We start from the raw sequence: 18,892 nt of genomic DNA, 5'->3' as shown, positions 1-18,892 counted from the left end.
CGACCGATGGGTGGCGATGGGGTGAAGCTCGAGGAAAGCTGGAAGCAGGCGCTCGAGAAGGAGTTCGGCGAGCCCTACATGGCGCAGCTGAAGCAATTCCTGCTGGCCGAAAAGCAGGCAGGCAAGCGCATCTTCCCGAAGGGCGCGGAATATTTCCGGGCGCTCGACCTGACGCCGCTCGACGAGGTGAAGGTGGTGATCCTCGGGCAGGACCCATACCACGGGCAGGGGCAAGCGCATGGCCTGTGCTTTTCCGTGCAGCCGGGCGTGCGCATTCCGCCGTCGCTGGTCAACATCTACAAGGAGATGGAGGCCGACCTCGGCATCCCTCCAGCCAGACACGGATTCCTTGAGCACTGGGCAGAGCAGGGGGTTCTCCTGCTCAACAGCGTGCTCACCGTGGAGGAAGGCCGCGCCGCCGCCCATCAGGGCAAGGGCTGGGAGCGTTTCACCGATGCCGTGATCCGCACCGTCAATGACGAATGCGACGGGATCGTCTTTATCCTCTGGGGCTCCTATGCCCAGAAGAAGGCGGCCTTCGTGGATAGCGAGCGGCATCTTGTGCTGAAATCCGCCCACCCGTCGCCGCTATCGGCGCACAATGGCTTCCTGGGTTCCCGCCCGTTCTCCAAGACCAACACCTATCTGAGCTCGATCGGCAAGGACCCTGTCGACTGGAAGCTGCCTGACAGCGTGTAGTTGTTGAACACGTCATGAGTTTCGTCAACGCCGAGTGAACGATGCGTTCGGATGCCGTCGTCTATCCAAGCGGCACGGCATGGACCAAATATGCCCTAGAACATTGGCTCACCTATTGGGAGTTGGGCCAGAAAGGGGTTTGAAATGCTCACCCAGATCAAGGGCCTGCACCACGTCACGTCGATGGCTGCAAGCGCCAGCACCAACAACAGGTTCTTCACCGATACGCTCGGCCTGCGCAGGGTCAAGAAGACCGTCAACTTCGACGCGCCGGATGTCTACCACCTCTATTACGGCGACGAAGTCGGCACGCCCGGCTCGGTGATGACGTATTTTCCGTATCCCCATATTGCCCAGGGCCGTCCCGGCACCGGTGAAGTGGGCACGACTGTCTTCTCCGTTCCGCAAGGTTCGCTCGGCTACTGGAGCGACCGGCTGGCTAAGGCCGGCGCCGAGGGGTTGAAGGCCGATGAAGCCTTCGGCGAAAAGCGCCTGAATTTTGCAGGACCCGATGGCGATGGTTTTGCACTCGTGGAAGTGAAGGACGATAACCGCGCTCCCTGGACCGGCAATGGTGTCGGTGCGGACGAAGCGATCCGTGGCTTCCATTCCGCCTCCATGCGTCTGCGCGACGATGGCGCGACCTCCGAACTCCTGAAGTTCATGGGCTACGAACAGGTCGACGCGAAGGACGGCGTGATCCGCTTCGGTATCCCGGGCGGCAATGGCGCGGACTTCATCGACGTGGAAACTATGCCGAACATCAACAGCGCGCGGCTTGGAGCCGGCTCGGTTCATCACATCGCTTTCGCAGTCGAGAACCGCGAAAAGCAGCTCGAAGTGCGCAAGGCGCTGATGGATACGGGGTACCAGGTCACGCCGGTGATCGACCGCGACTACTTCTGGGCGATCTATTTTCGCACGCCCGGGGGCGTCCTGTTCGAGATCGCCACCAACGAACCGGGCTTCGACCGCGACGAGGATACCGCTCACCTCGGCGAAGCGCTGAAGCTTCCGAAGCAGCACGCGCATCTTCGCGCAACGCTCGAGCAACACCTCGAACCGCTCGCTTGAACCAGATGAAGACAAAACCGGAAGGAGCGGCTGTTCCTTCCGGATCATCAGGAGAATAACCATGAGTTACGATAGCTATGTGCACCGGGTGCGGCCCGGTGCGCCCGGCGCCCCCATCCTTTTTGTGTTCCACGGCACCGGAGGGGACGAAAACCAGTTTTTCGACTTCGGCGGCAGGCTGCTTCCGACTGCCACGGTGGTTTCACCGCGTGGCGATGTTTCCGAACATGGTGCCGCACGCTTTTTCCGGCGCAAGGCGGAAGGCGTTTATGACTGCGACGACCTGCAGCGTGCCACCGAGCGGATGAGCGACTTTGTGGAGGCCAACCGCAAGCGGCATGAATCATCGACGGTGATCGGCCTTGGCTTTTCGAATGGCGCCAACATCCTCGCCAACATCATGATCGAAAAGCCGGGCCTGTTTGAAGCCGGCGTGCTGATGCATCCGCTGATCCCGTTTTCGCCGAAGGATCGGGCCGTGGATGAGAACGCGCATGTGCTGATTACGGCCGGCGAGCACGACCCGATCTGCCCGGTCGAGCTGACGGAGCAACTGTCCGACTACTTCAAGCGGCAGGGCGATACAGTGACGCTCGAATGGCACGCTGGCGGACATGAGATCCGCCCGAACGAGATCGAGGCCATCAAGAAGTTCCTGGCGCCCTACGGCGCCTGAACCATGAAAGGCGGGCTGCGGGTCAGTATCCGCAGCCTCTGAGCTGAGCCTCGTAACGCGACGCCATGCTGGCCGATCTCTGGGCCGCGCCACGGATGGCCGAGGTGAACTGGCCGCGCTTGTAACCGTTATGACCCGCGTAATAGGCGAGGTAGAGGTTGTAGCTGTCCGTCGGCGCGATGCCGTTTACCCTGCTGCTGCGGTTATGATACCAGCCGACGAAGTGGATGGCGTCGCCGAAATTGCTGCGGCTTGCGCTCCAGCGGCCGGTGTCCTTCTGGTAGGTTTTCCAGGTGCCGTCTAGCGCCTGCGCATAACCATAGGCCGTCGAGATGCGTCCCCAGGGAATGATGCCGAGGATGTATTTGCGCTTCGGCTTGGCATAGGGCTGGAAGCCCGACTCGACATAGATGGTCGCCATCAGCACCGGTACCGGCACGCCGTATTCGCGCTCCACGCGCTTGGCATCCCGTGCCCAATTGTTGAAGAGCCCGCCTCGCTGCTCAAAGATCGCGCAGGCGTTGTTGATACGGCTCGGCGCGGAGGCACAGGCGGTGAGGGTGACTGCCACAAGGGCGATGAAAAACGCAATACGCATCGCTCGGTCTCTCGTGTTCCAGAGATTAATAACCGGTAAAATTTAAGGAAAAGTTTAGAGATCGCGGACGTGGGCCTGGGCAGCATACCGCGTGCCCGCCCCAGCCGGTTTGTGCCGAAAAGGGAAAAAGCGCGATTTCGCTAAAATTGCAGCAATCGGCTTAAGCGCACTGAAAACGCTTTTGCGTAGAACTGTCTCATCAAGAAGCGAGACGGCGATCAAGTCGTCCAATTTGAAACAGGGTGCAGTGTTATGATCAAGAAGCTCGTACTTTCAGCGGTCGTCCTGACGGCCCTCATCTATTCCAAGGAAGCCAGTGCATTCGGCATCGGCGGCTTCACCCGGGGCCTCGCCTCCAGCAGCGCGATTGAACTCGCCGCTGCGGACATGCCGAGCTTTGAAGGACGCTCCACAGAAAAGGAAACCGTGACGCTGACCTTCACGAAGCGTCGCGAGCTTCTGAACGCCAACATGGCGATCGAGACGGCGATCGGCGAAGTCGACGGATACCTCGACAGCTTCCTCGGCGGCAGCGAGCTGAAGCTTGGTGCGTCTTCCTGCATCGACTGCGCCGACCTGAAGCGCGATCACCTCGTGGCGCTCGGCTGGTCGGAAAAGGCGATGCGCATCGACTATTCGATCACGGCGGAAGGCAGCATCGAGCGCGTGCTGGTTGTCACCACGGATCGCGGCGACGTGGTGCTCGGCGGCGAGGCATCCACCCTGGCGTTCCCCACCTCCGCTCCGGTGATCGAAGCCACCAAGGCGAGCCCGAGCATCTATTTCGACATCTAATTCCTGCGCGACTGCCCGACGCCAGGTCCTGTCGCCATCGGCAGGCTTTTCCCGCCTTCATTGGATGAAGGCGGGCTTTTTATTTTGCAGAAAGCTTGCCGCGCTCTGCGATCGCGATGCCGCCGAGTGCGAGAACCAGCGCCACGACGTGGAAAAGCTGCAGGTCTTCGCCCAGGATCGCGACCGACAACAGCGTGCCGAACACCGGTACAAGGTTGATGAAGAGGCCAGCGCGATTGGCGCCGATCCTTTCCACACCGACGATGTAAAGCACCTGCGCGACAAGCGAGGCAAACAGTGCCGTGTAGAGCACGATCACCCAGCCCCGCTGGTCCGGCCAGATCAGGCTGTCGGTGGCATGTTCCCAAAACACGAGCGGTACCGAGAACATCAGCGCCACGAGGGCGGGGATCGCCATCATCGTGCGCCAGTTGATGAGCGGGCGCCAGCGCAGCGCCACGGTATAGAAGGCGTAACCGACGATCGCGATCATCATGATGGCATCGCCGATATTGACGGAAAGCGTCATCAGCGTGCTGAAGTCACCATGAACGGCGGTGATCAGGCCACCGATGAAGGTGAGGGTGAAGCCGAAGATCTGTGCCCAACTAACCTTCATGCGAAACAGCAGGAAGTTCAGGACGAAGATCAGCATCGGGATCAGCACCTGCTCGACCGATACGTTGATTGCGGTGGTATAGTTGACCGCGGTGTATTGTGCCGCGTTGAACACGACATAACCCGAGAAGCCGAGGAAGATCAGCACCGGCAGGTTCTTCTTGACGACCGGCCAGTCCTTGCGGATCTGCGGCAGCGAAATCGCGAAGATGACGATGACTGCGACGAGCCAGCGCAAGAAGGTCAGCAGCATCGGGCTGACATGGCCAACGGCCAGCTTGCCGGCAACGGCATTGCCTCCCCAGCACAAAGTTGCGATGGCAAGGGCAAGGTATGCTTTCTGATGCACTTTAAGAATCTCCGCGCGGGCCGTGACGCCGCGGTTGTAGTTTTGGGCGGCAATAGCCTCTGGCTGACGCCTTTGTCACGCAAAAACCAGTGGAACAGCACAAACGGGTCGCTTTCCTTTGATCGAGGCGATATAGATGCGCGCGTTTGTAGTGACGTTGAGGCTCTGGTTCTTCGGCGGCACCGAGAAATATCGGAGTGGCATACCGACCCCAGATCAAGATCGACTGTGGCTGGTGTGCGTTTGGTCGCGTGGCCGTATGGCCCGGAACGCAGGATTTGAAGATGACGAACGTAGTGGTCGTGGGTTCACAATGGGGTGACGAAGGCAAGGGCAAGATTGTCGACTGGCTTTCCGAGCGCGCCGATGTTGTGGTGCGCTTCCAGGGTGGTCATAACGCGGGCCATACGCTCGTTATCGACGGTATCAGCTACAAGCTTTCACTGTTGCCGTCGGGCATCGTTCGCCCGGGCAAGATCGCCGTCATCGGCAATGGCGTGGTTCTCGACCCGCATGCACTGCTGGCCGAAATCGAAAAGCTTGGAAAGCAGGGCGTCAAGGTAACGCCTGAGAACCTGCGGGTTGCCGACAATGCGACGCTTATCCTTTCGCTCCACCGCGAACTCGACGGCATGCGCGAAGATGCTGCCTCCAACAGCGGCACGAAGATCGGCACCACCCGCCGTGGCATCGGCCCTGCTTATGAAGACAAGGTCGGCCGCCGCGCGATTCGCGTGATGGATCTCGCCGACATGGATACGCTGGCCGGCAAGGTTGACCGCATCCTCACCCACCACAACGCACTGCGCCGTGGCCTTGGTGCGCCGGAAGTCTCGCATGAAACCATCATGCAGGAACTGACCTCGATCGCCGACCGGGTGCTTCCGTTCCGCGAAACCGTATGGGAACTCCTCGACAAGGAACGCCGCAAGGGTGCGCGCATCCTGTTTGAAGGTGCGCAGGGTTCGCTGCTCGACATCGACCATGGGACCTATCCCTTCGTCACCTCGTCCAACACCGTGGCCGGCCAGGCAGCTGCCGGCTCCGGCATGGGCCCTGGCGCGCTGGGCTACATCCTCGGCATCACCAAGGCCTATACGACCCGCGTTGGCGAAGGCCCGTTCCCGACCGAGCTGACGGACGAAATCGGCCAGTTCCTGGGCGAAAAGGGCCATGAATTCGGCACCGTCACGGGCCGCAAGCGTCGCTGCGGCTGGTTTGATGCAGCACTCGTGCGCCAGTCGGTTGCCACCAACGGCATCACCGGCATTGCGCTGACCAAGCTCGACGTGCTCGACGGACTGGAAGAACTGAAGATCTGCGTCGGCTACATGCTGGACGGCGAGCGGATCGACCACCTGCCGGCAAGCCAGGGTGCGCAGGCACGTGCCGAGCCGATCTACGTGACGCTCGAAGGCTGGAAGGAATCCACCGTCGGCGCCCGCTCCTGGGCGGATCTGCCGGCCCAGGCAATCAAGTATGTCCGCCAGGTCGAGGAATTGATTGGCGCACCGGTCGCCCTACTTTCCACAAGCCCTGAGCGGGACGATACCATACTTGTGACCGATCCATTTGAAGATTAAGGTTCACGATTGATTACCCATCGGCCGGCAAATTGCCGGCCATCATGAGAAAGTGCTGATGGCTGATTTTGTTGCGGTTATCCGCCGCGCCGTTGACGGTCTGGCGAACAACACGCCGGAGATGCGCGCGAAGGTCTATGACAAGGCTCGTGGCGCCGTTCAGCGGCAACTCGAGAACATGAAGCCGCGCCCGCCGGAAGACATGCTTCGCCGGCAGATGGAAAAGCTTGAAGCCGCGATCCTCAGCGTCGAAAGCGAACATGCGGAGGCATTGCCGGCGGAAGAGGATCTCGCCGTTGTCGATCCCTCGCGCGACCCCTTCGATGATGACGTGCCATCGGCAGCGCCGGTAGTGGCAGAAGCACCTGCGCCTGAAGCAGCAACGCCGGTTTCCGCAGAAGAGCCCGTTGAGCCGGTGCGGGATGAAGCGCCGGTTTATCATGCGGAAGAGCCTGCATCGGCCGAGGCCGATCCTGCAGAATCGATTTCCGTAGTGGCTGAACCCGAACCGCAGCATCATCCCGAAGAAGAGGTCGCTGCCGCGGAACCGGCAGCGCCTCATGCTTACGAGGAACCTCAGCATTACGAGGCGGCGGAGCCGGCATCTGAGCCCGCCACGGAAGAGCCGGCCCAGCAGTATGGCGACTGGCGCGACGATCTTCCGCCGGAAGAGGCGGCGCCCGCCGCAGCATCTGCCCCTGAGGATTACCATGATGTGCAGCCGGTTTCGCCGGCTGTTGAACCGTCTTACGACGAGGCACCGGAGCATGTCGCGCCTTATGAAGAGCGCGCGGCCGAGCCGGAAGAAGTGCCTTATGCGGAATCGGAGCGCGCGCCCGAAGCTGCCGCCGAGGCCTGGAACCAGCCGGAGCCGGTGCAATCCGATCCTGTCGCCGATCCGTGGCTTGAGCCGGAGCAGGTTGAGACTGGTGCGGCTGAGCGGGGTCACGGCTTCCATCATCCGGCCGAGCCCGAACACGAGCCGGCGCCCGCCGGGCAGGCTGCCGCTCCCTGGGATAATGACGCTTCCGAGCTTCCGGTCGTTGCACCGGCTGCCAGTGCGCCCGCCGTTGATGAATGGGGCTGGGAAGCGCAGGCGCCCGCCGCAGCACCGGCGCACGAAGCCAAGTCCGGCACCGATGTCGCGGCTGCCTGGGACGAGGTCCCGGAGCTTGTTCCAGCCGGTCCGACGGAGCCCGTGCATCAGGGCGCGCATGGCGCGACCGCCGAGGCACACTTTGACCCGGAAATGAACGTGCAGGCGGAATCTGTGCGTATGCCGCCGGTTTCCGATTTCCCTGAACTGTCTGCTGCGGCCCCTGCGGCAGCGGCTGCCGGTGTTGCTGGCGCAACCGCTGCCACCCCGGCCAACGACGACCCGTTCGCGGAATTCTTCGACCCGCAACCGAAGGCGGCGGAAGGCGAACCGGCCAAGGGCGATACCAAGCCGAAGACCGAGGCAAGTGACCCTTGGGGCGACCTGGAGGAACTGATCGGCTTTTCCGGTCACCAGCCGGACCAGGCGAATGCCTCGCGCGGCACGCTGCACGGCGACGTCGATGCCGACGAACTGCTGGCAGCACCGGCCAAGCCTTATCGCGTTACGCCCGTGCGCAAGCGCAACTATGCCGGCATGCTGCTGGGCCTCGTTGGTCTGCTTCTCGTGGCCGGTGGCGGTTATGCGATCTGGATGAACCGCGACTCGCTCAATGATCTGGTCGAGGGACTGGTGCCTCCAGGCCAGGTCGCCACGCAGACCGCCGAGCAGACGCCATCCGCGCCTGAAACACCGGCGGCCGATCCGGCACCTGAGGCAGCGCAGACGACGCCACCTGCCAACGAGACGGCCGCAGCACCAGCGGCGCAGCAGCCGGCAACGCCTGCCGACAGCAACGCCAGTGCCGCAACGCCGTCGACAGCCGGTGCGGCTGACGGTTCCGTCGCGGGCGAGAAGTTCACGCAGCGTCTCATGGCAGACGGCAGCGAAATGGATGCAGGCCCCGGTGGCACCGGCGGGTTGGCGCAGAATGCCGAAGGGCAGTCTGTTGCCCAGTTGAATGCACCCCCGGCCCAACCCGCGCAGACGCCGCCTTCGGCGACGGATGCAGCGCCTGCCGATGAGACCCCGGCGGCAACGCCGTCCGATGCACCGGCGCTCGCTGGCGAAAAGATGTTCCTCTATGAGGAGCGGATCGGCCAGACGGCGCCGACGGCGATCGAAGGCGCTGTATCGTGGTCACTGCAGCGTGAGCCGGGCGAGAATGGTCGCCAGGAGCCGGTCGTCCAGGGACGCCTCAACATCCCCGGCCGTGGCCTTACCGCTCTGCTGACCTTCAAGCGCAACACCGATCCATCGCTGCCCGCGAGCCACCTGGTCGAGATCGTCTTCGCCGTCCCGGCGGATTTCGAGGGTGGCGCGATCGAAAGCGTCCAGCGGATCGCGATGAAGTCGACGGAGCAGGATCGGGGCAACGCGCTGATCGCGGTTCCGGCCAAGATCACCGACGACTTCCACATGATCGCGCTCAACGACTTCCCGGACGCGCGCAACACCAACCTGGAGCTTTTGCGCTCGCGCAACTGGATCGATATCCCGCTTGCCTATCGCAATGGCCGCCGTGCGCTGCTGACGCTCCAGAAGGGTGCCGACGGCGAACGGATCTTTGCGGACGCGATCAAGGAATGGAGCGCCATGGCGCCCGCCAGCGGCCAGTAAGAAGAGTTGTGTCCTTCGCCTGAAGGACACCCTCGACTGGACAAAAGAAAAGGGGCTGCCTGAGGCAGCCCCTTTTCGTACGTGTTACTCTGACCGTAAGATCAGGCGTCAACGACGCGAAGGGCGTTGGCCTGGGCCAGCGCCTCTTTCTGCACGGCGTCCTGCACCTTTTCAAAGGCGCGGACCTCGATCTGGCGCACGCGCTCGCGGCTGATGTCGAACTCCGCCGACAGTTCCTCGAGCGTGATCGGATCCTCTGCGAGGCGACGAGCCTCGAAGATGCGACGTTCACGATCATTGAGCACGCTCAGCGCCTTCGACAGCATCCGGCGACGGGTCTCCAACTCGTCCTGTTCGATCAGGACTTCTTCCTGGCTGTCGTGGTCATCGACCAGCCAGTCCTGCCACTGTCCCGACTCGCCTTCCGTTGCCCGGATCGGGGCATTGAGCGAGGCGTCGCCGGACAGGCGGCGGTTCATGGAAACCACTTCCTCTTCGGACACGTTGAGCTTGGTGGCGATTTCGGAAACCTGGTCAGGCTTCAGGTCGCCTTCCTCGATCGCCTGGATCTTGCCCTTCAACCGACGCAGGTTGAAGAACAACCGCTTCTGGTTGGCAGTCGTACCCATCTTCACGAGAGACCACGAGCGCAGGATATATTCCTGGATCGAGGCCTTGATCCACCACATGGCATAGGTCGCCAGGCGGAAGCCGCGTTCCGGGTCAAACTTCTTGACGGCCTGCATGAGGCCAACATTCCCCTCGGATACGACTTCGCCGATCGGCAGGCCGTAGCCGCGGTAACCCATGGCGATCTTGGCGACGAGCCGCAGGTGGCTCGTCACGAGCTTATGGGCCGCGTCACGATCCCCGTGTTCGGCATAACGCTTGGCGAGCATGTATTCCTGCTGCGGCTCAAGCATCGGGAACTTGCGAATTTCATCCAGGTAGCGGTTGAGGCCGGCTTCACCGGCAGTGATGGAAGGCAAAGTATTTCGGGCCATAAAGCACCCCTTTCCGATCGTTGTCGGCTCCCTCTGGAACGATAGTCATGCACTTGAAGGCGAACCGATGTGGCGCGGATCTGTTCCGACCCCGCACCAACCCGTGTAACAAATAAGTGCGGCAGAACGGTGATTCAAGAGATCACGGGAGCGTTATATCATTACGTTTTGTTAATGCTGGTCGAACGGGAAGTCGCGCGGCAGATGTCCGCGATGGCACCACGGGCGAGAGGGTTTCCTCACGCCCTCAGCGCGTCGATCAACCGAGCGAGATCACCAGGCATAGGTGCTTCGAACTCCATCACTTCGCCAGTGCGCGGATGTTCAAATGCGAGCAAATACGCGTGAAGCGCCTGGCGGTGAAAACGGCTGACAACGGCTCTCGCTTCATCCGGCAGGCGGTTCGCCTTGGTCTTGAAGCCGGCGGAGTAATCCGGGTCTCCGATCAGCGGATGGCCGATGTGGGCCATGTGCACCCTGATCTGGTGCGTGCGGCCGGTTTCGAGCCGGCATTCGATCAGCGAGGCGAGCGCAACCGCATCTGGCGTCTCGTGGAAACGCTCCAGCACTTCGTAGTGGGTGATCGCCTCGCGGGCATCCTCGCTGTCCTCGCGCTTGACGGCACGCTTCGTCCGGTCGCTTCCCGAGCGTCCGAGCGGCACGTCAATCGTGCCCTTCAGGCCTGAGGGGCGGCCCCAGACCACCGCCTGGTAGGCGCGCTCCAGCGGCCCGGTGCGGCCGTGGTCTGCGAACTGGTCGGCGAGGTGCCGGTGGGCGATGTCGTTCTTCGCGACCACCATCACGCCGCTCGTTTCCTTGTCGAGGCGATGGACGATGCCTGGGCGCTTCACGCCGCCGATCCCCGACAGGCTGTCGCCGCAGTGGTAGATCAGCGCATTGACGAGCGTCCCGTGCCAGTTGCCGGCGGCAGGATGCACGACAAGGCCAGCGGGCTTGGCGACCACGATCAGGTCGGCGTCCTCGTAAAGCACGTCGAGCGGGATGTTTTCGCCCTTCGGCTGCGGGTCCTCTGGCTCCGGAAGATCGAGCTCGATCACGTCGCCGACGTTGACCTTGCGCTTCGGTTCGGTCATCGGCTTGCCGTTCAGCGTCACCGCACCCTGTTCGATCAACGCCTTGATGCGGCTGCGCGAAAACTCGCCGGCAAAGACTGAAGCGATCCAGGCGTCGATGCGACCTTCGGCATCCTCGCCGGCAGTCAGTACTTTCCTCGGACGCTCTATCTGGGTAAAGGGGTCGTTCATTCAGCCATTCCGACAGCAATTCGAAGCAAGGACGTCTTCATGCCCCAACCGATGATCGAGGAACAGGAAGAGCCGCTTGATCCGGCGATGGAGAAAATCCGCCGGAAGATGATGCTTCTCATCCTCGTTTCGGGCGGTATCTTGTTTCTCTGCTTTATGGCGGTCCTCGGAGCCATTGTCTATAAGGTCTCGCAACGGCCGGCCGCACCGGCGGCTGCCACGCCGTCGGGTGGCTTTTCCATTCCCGAAGGACAGCCGCTGGCGGCAACAGCCGAGCTTCCGGCCGGCTTTGCGATCCAGACGGTATCCGGTACCGGCGGACAACTGACCTTCTACGGCACGCTCAACGGCACGCCGAAGGTGCTGCTGTTTGACATCAAGGCCGGCCGGGTGATTGCCGACATAACCGTCGCCATTCCGCAGTGAGGGAACTGATCCGCATCCATGAGGCGGACGACCCGCGGATCGCCGAGTTCCGGTCGATCCGCGAGCGCGATCTGACGGGCCGCGACAGCCGCTTCATTGCGGAAGGTACAGTTGTGCTTCGCATGCTGATTGGGGCGCATCGCGCAGGGGGCGATTTTGCGGCCGAAAAGCTGCTCCTCCTGGAAAACCGGGTGGAAGGGCTGGCTGCCCTCCTGCAGGAGCTTCCCGAGGAGGTGCCGGTTTACGTTGCGTCGCAGCCGGTGCTGGATGCCATTGCCGGCTTCCATTTGCATCGCGGCGTGCTGGCGCTCGGCCATCGCCTGCGCAATCCCGCTCCAGCACAACTGATCGAGAGCCTGCCGGCCAAGGCACTGGTCGTGGCCGCCTTCGGCATCTCGAACCACGACAATGTCGGCTCGATCTTTCGCAATGCTGCCGCCTTCGGGGCGGATGCGGTGCTGCTTGACGAGGCCTGCTGCGACCCGCTTTACCGCAAAGCGCTGCGCGTCTCAGTCGGTGCGGTGCTCGCTGTGCCCTATATCCGCGCAGGAAGCACGGCCGAGATCCTGACGACACTCGATGGAGCAGACTTCTCCATCTGGGGCCTGTCGCCTGCCGGAGCGGTGGAAATTCGCGAAGTGCCGGCAGCCGACCGCATGGTGCTGATCACCGGCACGGAAGGCGAGGGGCTGTCACCGGAGGTTCTTGCCCGCGTGAACACCGCGCGGATTGCGCAGGCCCCGGGCCTCGATAGCCTCAACGCCGCGACTGCGACGGGTATCGCGCTTTACGAGATGGCGATGGCGCAAGGCCGCCTGTAGCTCAGCCGGCCGTGTCCTGCGCCTCGGCAAGCGCCTTCTTGGACTTCGCCGCGAGGCTTTCCCGGTGACCGCTGCCTGACTTGCCGGAAAGGATCGCGTGGATCGGCGAAGTCGAGCCTTCGGAAATGGCGGTCAGTGCCACCATGTTGGCGGCAATCGACGCCAGTTCCTGGCGGATTGCCGCGTCATTGCTGCCGTCGGCGCTATAGATGCGTTCCGAGAGCGCCGTCGCCCGGTTGCGAGTATCTTCCACCATCTCGGCGATCCGCGGCGTCGTTTCCGCAGCCTGTGCGATCAGCGCGTCCTCGCGGCCAGGCTCCTGCGGCAGTTCCTGCGTGCCCAGTGATTGGGAGACGGCGGCGATCTTGGACAGGTTGATCTCGGCATCGTCGGCCATGCTGTCAGTGACCGGAGCAGCGTTCGGGTTCAACTTCTCGCGCAGCCGCAGGATTTCCTTCTGCCGGCGCTCCAGTACTGTCTCCTGATCGGCGCGGGCCGCAATCTCGCGATTGAGCTTGTCTTCGAGCCGCTTGGCGCGATCAACTTCCTGGGCCAGGCGGGTTTCGGCATCCTTGGCGCGCGCCGTCTGGACCCGCAGGTCGTTGCGCAGCGTTTCGCGTTCGTCGCGCAGGCTTGCCAGCCGCAGCTTCAGGTTCTCCATCTCCGTGTCGCGGGTGGAGAGGTCGATGCGGAAGTTGTCGGCTTCGGCCATCATCATCTTCTGCCGCTGCCGCAAGCCGTCGATTTCCTGCTCCTTGGCGGCAAGCGTTTCTTCCGTCTCCTCAAGCGCGGCCTTCAGCTGCTGGATATAGCTGTCTTCCTGGCGCAGGCGCGCCCGCATCTCCGCCGCTTCCTGGTCGAGGTTGTCGATCTGGTTGCGCAGTTCAGCAGCCTCGCTGTGGAGGCGCTTGACTTCTTCGGACAGCCGGTCGGCGCGCAACTGCAGCGCCACGCCCTTTTCCCGCTCCTGGACCAGTTCCTGCTTGGTGCGGGCGTTTTCGGCCGCATAAACGGCGCGGGCCATGTCGCGCTGGGCGCGCACTTCCTGGGGGCTGATCGGCAGCGTCGCCTTGATGCGATTTTCCGTGTAGCGCACGATCCGTGAATGAACCGCCGGCGCGATCAGCATGGCGAGGAGGGCGGCGCTCAGGAAGCCCAGGCCGAACAGGAGAGCAAATTGGATCACAACAACGCCGCTTCTTGATCTGTGTAGGTAAGGGCGTTCTGTTTAAGCACGCCAACCGCAGGGCAGCAAGCGCGGCAACGGTGACCCTCGAGTACTGGATGAGTGAGATGGTATTCCATGGATCCCCCGGCTGGCGACGGAAACCGCCGCAAGTGGGGAGATAATGCTTAGACCTCAGAATGGGTTCCATGTCGGCGTCGGCGTCAGCTTGAGATAGCCGACATTGATGCCAAGCCGTGCACCAAGCCCGGTGCGGATCGGGACGAGAATGACGTTGTTGTTGCGTAGCACGGTCATGCCGACGCCGGCGACCACAAAGGCCGAGCCCGATACGCCGCCAAAGCGCGCATAAAGGCTGTTCACGGACGGAAGGTCGTAGACGAGCATCATGGCGCGGGTGCCCTGGCCGCCGTAGTCGATGCCAAGCGACGGGCCCTGCCAGAAGACGGGGTGCTGGCCGGCATTCTTCGTATAGAGCTCGCCTTCGCCATAGGTGAGACCAGCGATGAAGGCCCCGGAGCCTTCCTGGCCAAGGATATAGCCGTTCGGCAGGCCATATTGCGCAAAGGCATTCTCGACGACCTTGGCAAGGCCGCCGCTCGTATTGCCAAAGAAGCCGTGGCCGGCATCGACGATTTCCTGCACCGAATACTGGCTACCATTCTGTTGGGCGCTTGCGTGGCCGGCAAACAGCGCAGCAGCAATGGTCATCGCGGCAATGGCGAAACGGACAAAAGCGGAGGATGTCTGGACGCGCATTTTCAAATCCATCGATTGTGTCATCCGGGGCATAACCTTTCGCATCATGCTGAAAGTCGACATATCTTGCGGGCATGGTCTTAACAATCGGTTTACCAAAAGTGGTGTCATTATGACGCCAGCAATCGCACCATCCTCAAGCAACCTTGAGCGGCTAAGCGGGCGATAGAGGCAAGACGTTTCACAGGAGATACACATGCCGAAGAATCCCAACCTCACGCTGAGTGGGCCTGATCTCGCGGCACTTCTTTGCAGTCGCGTCTGCCACGACGTGATCTCGCCTGTTGGCGCCATCAACAACGGCCTCGAGCTCCTGGACGAGGGCGCGGCCGACAGTGACGCGCTCGATCTGATCCGCACTTCGGCGCTGAACGCCTCGGTTCGCCTCAAGTTTGCACGTCTTGCCTTTGGTGCTTCCGGTTCGGTCGGGGCTTCGATCGATACGGGCGAAGCGGAAAAGGCTGCGCGCGATTTCGCCACGGCCGAGAAGAAGACCGAAGTTACCTGGAGCGGCCCGCGCACCATCATTCCGAAGAACCGCGTCAAGCTGCTCCTCAATCTCTTCCTCGTCGCCTACGCCGGTATCCCGCGCGGCGGCTCGGTCGATGTCGTGCTTGAAAACCCGGAATATGATGCGAAGTTCATCATCACCGTGAAGGGCCGTATGATGCGCGTGCCCGCCAAGTTCGTGGAAATCTCCACCGGCACGCTGGACGAGCCGATCGATGCGCACACCATCCAGCCTTATTACACGGTGCTTCTCGCCGAAGAGGCCGAGATGGAGCTGAAGCACATCGTCTCGGAAGACAAGATCGTTTTCATCGCCGAATCCATCAAGTCTGAAAAGACGGCCACCGAGTAACCATTCCTTAGCGACATCTGCCGCAATCTCTGCCCGACCATGAGCCCGTGAGCGATGGGCGGGCAGCGGATAGGGGTAGATGATGCAGCGTTTGATGATTGCGGACAGCTCCGACATCGTTCGCACCGTAGGCAAGCGCATCCTGACGGAGCTTGGCTTCCTTGTCGTGGAAGCCAGCAACTCGCTTGAGGCCGTCACCCGTTGCCGGACGGATCTTCCGGCCCTCCTCATTGTTGACGCCGCCATGGATGGCGCCCTGGACCTCATCACCTCGGTTCGCGCCATGCCGAACGGCAAGAGCGTGCGCATCTTCTACTGCGTGATCGAGGCAGACCTCAAAAAGATGATGGTCGGCAAGCGTGCCGGAGCGGATGACTTCCTGCTCAAGCCGTTCGACCGCAAGATCCTTACCTCGGTCTTTGCACGCCTGGCACAGGCGGCCTGAAAACCTGACACCCACATTCTGCAAGACACATATCGGCGTCGACGAGTCGCTGTTTTGTATGCAGCTTTCCAGGCGCTGGCGCCGAAACGAAAAACGCCCGCCGGGATAACCAGGCGGGCGTTCGAAAAAGGGGATCGGCTCAGGCTCAGGCGGTTTCGGCGTATTCGGCGCCGTCCGGCTCGCGCAGCACATAGCCGCGACCCCAGACGGTTTCGATGTAGTTCGCTCCGCCGGCAGCGTTTGCGAGCTTCTTGCGGAGCTTGCAGATGAAGACGTCGATGATCTTCAGTTCCGGCTCGTCCATGCCGCCATAAAGGTGGTTGAGGAACATTTCCTTGGTGAGGGTCGTGCCCTTGCGGAGCGAAAGGAGCTCCAGCATCTGGTATTCCTTGCCGGTGAGGTGAACGCGCTGGCCACCGACTTCGACAGTCTTGGCGTCCAGGTTGACGATCAGTTCGCCGGTGATGATGATCGACTGCGCGTGGCCCTTGGAGCGACGGACGATCGCGTGGATACGAGCGACCAGTTCGTCCTTGTGGAAGGGCTTCGTCATGTAGTCGTCGGCGCCAAAGCCGAGGCCGCGAACCTTGTCTTCGATGCCGGCCATGCCCGACAGGATAAGGATCGGCGTCTTGACCTTCGAGAGCCTCAGAGTGCGAAGCACTTCATAACCTGACATGTCGGGCAGGTTGAGGTCGAGAAGGATGATGTCGTAGTCGTAGAGCTTGCCGAGATCGACACCCTCTTCACCGAGATCGGTCGTGTATACGTTGAAGCTTTCCGATTTCAGCATCAGCTCGATGCTCTGGGCAGTCGCGCTGTCATCTTCGATGAGTAGAACCCGCATAATTTTCCCCTTTACCGCCGCGCAAGGTGTTCATGCCCCCTTACTCGTTACGGATCCAGACTGTGCCTGATTTGGAAGCTGCCACTAAATGGTTAACAAATTATGAGCCCCCCTGACAAGGTGCATCATTTCATTAAGCAAAATTAGTATCAGCCTGTTTTCCTTTACGGATTGGCCATCACCAGACTGACTCAACGGACGAGGAAATCCCGCTAAGTGATTCAAGCGACTCAACATTGTCGCGGCCGATTTTCGGCCCTGGCATTTACCGACCCTTAAACGATCGGCCCTATCATTAATGATGCCTGTAAATGAAAGGTTAATCCGGGGAGCCAATTATTAACCCCTCGGAAAGAATTCGAACCGGAGTGTAACAAACCGGATACAGGTCTGGGTCTCGCTATCCATGAGGTATTGCGTATGAAGTCGCGTGACAGTCTGGTTCGCCTGAAGAGCTTTCAGGTCAACGAAAAACGCCGGCAGCTCCAGCAGCTGCAGATGATGATGGCCGAGTTCGAGCGGATGGCCAAGGAACTCGAGCATCAGATCACGGTCGAGGAAAAGAAGTCGGGCATTACGGACCCGAATCATTTTGCTTACCCGACCTTTGCAAAGGCCGCGCGCCAGCGCGCCGACAATCTGCAGGTGTCGATCCGGGAACTGAAGGTCCAGCAGGACGCGGCCGAACTCGCGCTCGAGGAAGCCGAAGCAGAACTTGCAAAGGCATCCGCCCTCGAGGAGAGGGACGGCGGCATGCGGGCTCGCGCCTGATCGGCCGCAAGCCCGACCTTCCTATCTCAAGACTGATGTCACGAGGCTGTGCCTCGTGCAGCTTTTTGTCAGTTCAGGATCCCGGCAGCCATGACCGGGCTCACCGCAGCATGTCCTGCCATTCGGGATGACGCTCCGCCTGGCCCTTGAAGAAGGTGCAGAGCGGTATGATCTTCCAGCCGCCCGTGCGCGCGGCGTCCACGGCGTGGACCGCCAGTGCCTGGCCGACACCTTTCCCACGAAGTTCACCCGGAACGCCTGTATGATCGACGATGATCAACTCCGGCGAGGCGCGGGAATAGGTCATTTCGGCGACGTGACCATCGACTTCAGCCAGGTAACGGCCGCCGGACTTCGTCTCTTCATGCGTGATGTTCATCATCAGCCCTCGATTTGCTCCAGCTTTGTTTAGTATGGTCACGACCGAACGGAAATAGCGGGCGGGGTAACGGCATGGGGCGGGATCGATGAAACCAGGAAAATGGCTGGCCCCGGTTCTGTTTACCCTCGCTGTCGTCTGCCTCGGGCTTGGCCTGTTTTTGCCGATCATCCGCTTTGAGAAGCTCTACTTCTTCTCTGACGAGCCATCGCTGATCGAGCTCGTGGCGGCGCTGATCGAAGAGGACGATCTTCTCCTCGCCCTGGTCGTTGGCCTGTTCTCGATCGTGTTTCCGGTGCTGAAGCTGATGGCGATTGGCCTTCAGATGACGGGAGGGCAGGGCAATGGCCATGTCATGCGCGTCATGCCGCATCTGTCAAAATGGTCGATGATGGACGTGATGCTGGTCGCGATCGTCATCGTGGCGGCGAAAAGCAGTGGCGTCGCGAGTGCGACGGCCCAGCCGGGGCTCTGGTTTTATGCCGCCTCGGCGGTGATTGCCGGCTTCCTGCCGAGCCTTGTCGGCGGCCGGTCAGGCGGGCGCGGGATGTGAAAAATGCCGCTGCAAACCTGCGGCGGCATTTTTCATTCCCCAGCACTTGTACGTCAGGAGGAACCTGTCGGCTCGATCCTAGTGGCGATATTGTTGGATGCGCGTGGTGCGCAAGCCGGCAAGGCCATGGTCGTTGATGGACGCCTGCCAGGAAAGGAATTCTTCGACCGTCAGCGTATAACGCTCACAGGCTTCTTCCAAGCTCAATAGGCCACCACGAACCGCGGCTACCACCTCTGCCTTGCGGCGAATGACCCAGCGGCGCGTATTGGCCGGCGGGAGATCCGCGATCGTCAGGGGGCTGCCATCGGGTCCGATGACATATTTAACTCGAGGACGTATCATTTCGGTCATTGGACTCTCTACACAACACAAGACCACGTCCGAGAGCCTAGCCCGGCAGATTTAACATTTGACTAAACAGGTTTGCGCATTTGTTCCCACTTCAACGGAAAGTCGCACTGTT

Annotated in this window: 21 protein-coding genes; 12 read left to right on the top strand and 9 right to left on the bottom strand. The window is 61.4% G+C overall.

The genetic code is table 11. The annotated features are described in order from the left end of the window. Nucleotides 1–6 precede the first annotated feature (6 nt). The 3 genes from ung to CYG48_RS10330 all read left to right on the top strand — a co-directional run bounded on the left by ung (nucleotide 7) and on the right by CYG48_RS10330 (nucleotide 2,449). The gene (gene ung, locus CYG48_RS10340) at nucleotides 7–699 is read left to right on the top strand and encodes a uracil-DNA glycosylase (RefSeq protein ID WP_118850301.1); all 693 of its coding nucleotides are present in this window, start codon (nucleotides 7–9) and stop codon (nucleotides 697–699) included. 144 nt (nucleotides 700–843) lie between these two features. Next, entirely contained in the window at nucleotides 844–1,773 is a 930-nt protein-coding gene (locus CYG48_RS10335; protein ID WP_118850300.1) for a VOC family protein, read from the top strand. A 61-nt stretch (nucleotides 1,774–1,834) separates the two neighbouring features. Further along, entirely contained in the window at nucleotides 1,835–2,449 is a 615-nt protein-coding gene (locus CYG48_RS10330) for an alpha/beta hydrolase (protein ID WP_118850299.1), read from the top strand. Between the two features lie 22 nt (nucleotides 2,450–2,471). Here CYG48_RS10330 and CYG48_RS10325 read toward each other — a convergent pair whose 3' ends face one another. Further along, nucleotides 2,472–3,047 carry a transglycosylase SLT domain-containing protein gene (locus tag CYG48_RS10325; protein ID WP_118850298.1) on the bottom strand — a complete coding sequence of 192 codons (576 nt, stop codon included), beginning with the start codon at nucleotides 3,045–3,047 and terminating at the stop codon, nucleotides 2,472–2,474. A 252-nt stretch (nucleotides 3,048–3,299) separates the two neighbouring features. Between CYG48_RS10325 and CYG48_RS10320 the strand changes: the two genes are divergently transcribed. After that, entirely contained in the window at nucleotides 3,300–3,842 is a 543-nt protein-coding gene (locus tag CYG48_RS10320) for a transglutaminase-like cysteine peptidase (RefSeq protein ID WP_118850297.1), read from the top strand. A gap of 79 nt (nucleotides 3,843–3,921) precedes the next feature. Here CYG48_RS10320 and CYG48_RS10315 read toward each other — a convergent pair whose 3' ends face one another. Next, nucleotides 3,922–4,809 (bottom strand): DMT family transporter, encoded by an 888-nt coding sequence (locus CYG48_RS10315; protein WP_118850296.1) that lies wholly within the window; start codon nucleotides 4,807–4,809, stop codon nucleotides 3,922–3,924. 284 nt (nucleotides 4,810–5,093) lie between these two features. Between CYG48_RS10315 and CYG48_RS10310 the strand changes: the two genes are divergently transcribed. Continuing rightward, complete coding sequence (locus CYG48_RS10310; protein ID WP_118850295.1) at nucleotides 5,094–6,392, top strand: adenylosuccinate synthase; 1,299 nt, start codon at nucleotides 5,094–5,096, stop codon at nucleotides 6,390–6,392. Between the two features lie 58 nt (nucleotides 6,393–6,450). After that, complete coding sequence (locus CYG48_RS10305; protein WP_118850294.1) at nucleotides 6,451–9,108, top strand: hypothetical protein; 2,658 nt, start codon at nucleotides 6,451–6,453, stop codon at nucleotides 9,106–9,108. A 101-nt stretch (nucleotides 9,109–9,209) separates the two neighbouring features. Here the strand turns inward: CYG48_RS10305 and rpoH are convergent, their stop codons facing one another. Continuing rightward, nucleotides 9,210–10,112 (bottom strand): RNA polymerase sigma factor RpoH, encoded by a 903-nt coding sequence (gene rpoH / locus CYG48_RS10300; RefSeq protein ID WP_118850293.1) that lies wholly within the window; start codon nucleotides 10,110–10,112, stop codon nucleotides 9,210–9,212. Nucleotides 10,113–10,351: 239 nt separating this feature from the next. Next, nucleotides 10,352–11,377, bottom strand: coding sequence for an RluA family pseudouridine synthase (locus CYG48_RS10295; RefSeq protein WP_118850292.1), 1,026 nt, complete (start codon nucleotides 11,375–11,377; stop codon nucleotides 10,352–10,354). A gap of 39 nt (nucleotides 11,378–11,416) precedes the next feature. Here CYG48_RS10295 and CYG48_RS10290 point away from each other — a divergent pair, with 39 nt between their 5' ends. Continuing rightward, entirely contained in the window at nucleotides 11,417–11,803 is a 387-nt protein-coding gene (locus CYG48_RS10290) for a hypothetical protein (RefSeq protein ID WP_118850291.1), read from the top strand. Beyond that, nucleotides 11,800–12,624, top strand: a complete 825-nt coding sequence (locus CYG48_RS10285; RefSeq protein ID WP_118850290.1) for a TrmH family RNA methyltransferase — start codon at nucleotides 11,800–11,802, stop codon at nucleotides 12,622–12,624. Before CYG48_RS10290 ends, CYG48_RS10285 begins: the two co-directional genes overlap by 4 nt. Nucleotide 12,625: 1 nt before the next feature. On the opposite strand, the gene CYG48_RS10280 is transcribed toward CYG48_RS10285, so the two are convergent. Both CYG48_RS10280 and CYG48_RS10275 read right to left on the bottom strand, forming a co-directional pair. Next, nucleotides 12,626–13,810 carry a hypothetical protein gene (locus CYG48_RS10280; RefSeq protein ID WP_118850289.1) on the bottom strand — a complete coding sequence of 395 codons (1,185 nt, stop codon included), beginning with the start codon at nucleotides 13,808–13,810 and terminating at the stop codon, nucleotides 12,626–12,628. Between the two features lie 174 nt (nucleotides 13,811–13,984). Continuing rightward, nucleotides 13,985–14,521, bottom strand: coding sequence for a DUF1134 domain-containing protein (locus tag CYG48_RS10275; RefSeq protein WP_245450471.1), 537 nt, complete (start codon nucleotides 14,519–14,521; stop codon nucleotides 13,985–13,987). A 244-nt stretch (nucleotides 14,522–14,765) separates the two neighbouring features. On the opposite strand from CYG48_RS10275, the gene chpT reads away from it, so the two are divergent. Together chpT and CYG48_RS10265 are read left to right on the top strand one after the other, a co-directional pair. After that, nucleotides 14,766–15,431: a histidine phosphotransferase ChpT gene (gene chpT, locus CYG48_RS10270; RefSeq protein WP_118850288.1), complete on the top strand. Its 666-nt coding sequence runs from the start codon at nucleotides 14,766–14,768 to the stop codon at nucleotides 15,429–15,431. An 82-nt stretch (nucleotides 15,432–15,513) separates the two neighbouring features. Further along, nucleotides 15,514–15,876 (top strand): response regulator, encoded by a 363-nt coding sequence (locus CYG48_RS10265; RefSeq protein ID WP_118851602.1) that lies wholly within the window; start codon nucleotides 15,514–15,516, stop codon nucleotides 15,874–15,876. A 145-nt stretch (nucleotides 15,877–16,021) separates the two neighbouring features. Here the strand turns inward: CYG48_RS10265 and ctrA are convergent, their stop codons facing one another. Next, nucleotides 16,022–16,723, bottom strand: coding sequence for a response regulator transcription factor CtrA (gene ctrA, locus CYG48_RS10260; RefSeq protein WP_046794530.1), 702 nt, complete (start codon nucleotides 16,721–16,723; stop codon nucleotides 16,022–16,024). Between the two features lie 420 nt (nucleotides 16,724–17,143). On the opposite strand from ctrA, the gene CYG48_RS10255 reads away from it, so the two are divergent. After that, complete coding sequence (locus CYG48_RS10255; RefSeq protein ID WP_118850287.1) at nucleotides 17,144–17,494, top strand: flagellar export protein FliJ; 351 nt, start codon at nucleotides 17,144–17,146, stop codon at nucleotides 17,492–17,494. Between the two features lie 100 nt (nucleotides 17,495–17,594). On the opposite strand, the gene CYG48_RS10250 is transcribed toward CYG48_RS10255, so the two are convergent. Continuing rightward, nucleotides 17,595–17,873 carry a GNAT family N-acetyltransferase gene (locus CYG48_RS10250; protein ID WP_118851601.1) on the bottom strand — a complete coding sequence of 93 codons (279 nt, stop codon included), beginning with the start codon at nucleotides 17,871–17,873 and terminating at the stop codon, nucleotides 17,595–17,597. Nucleotides 17,874–17,961: 88 nt separating this feature from the next. Here CYG48_RS10250 and CYG48_RS10245 point away from each other — a divergent pair, with 88 nt between their 5' ends. After that, a complete protein-coding gene (locus tag CYG48_RS10245; protein WP_118850286.1) occupies nucleotides 17,962–18,426 on the top strand; it encodes a paraquat-inducible protein A in 465 nt (154 codons plus the stop codon). A gap of 78 nt (nucleotides 18,427–18,504) precedes the next feature. Here the strand turns inward: CYG48_RS10245 and sciP are convergent, their stop codons facing one another. Beyond that, nucleotides 18,505–18,780, bottom strand: a complete 276-nt coding sequence (gene sciP / locus CYG48_RS10240; RefSeq protein ID WP_062455190.1) for a CtrA inhibitor SciP — start codon at nucleotides 18,778–18,780, stop codon at nucleotides 18,505–18,507. Nucleotides 18,781–18,892 lie beyond the last annotated feature (112 nt).

It is taken from the genome of Neorhizobium sp. SOG26, from assembly GCF_003491345.1.
Lineage (GTDB): Bacteria > Pseudomonadota > Alphaproteobacteria > Rhizobiales > Rhizobiaceae > Neorhizobium > Neorhizobium turbinariae.
This window is presented reverse-complemented; position numbering and strand designations above follow the sequence as displayed.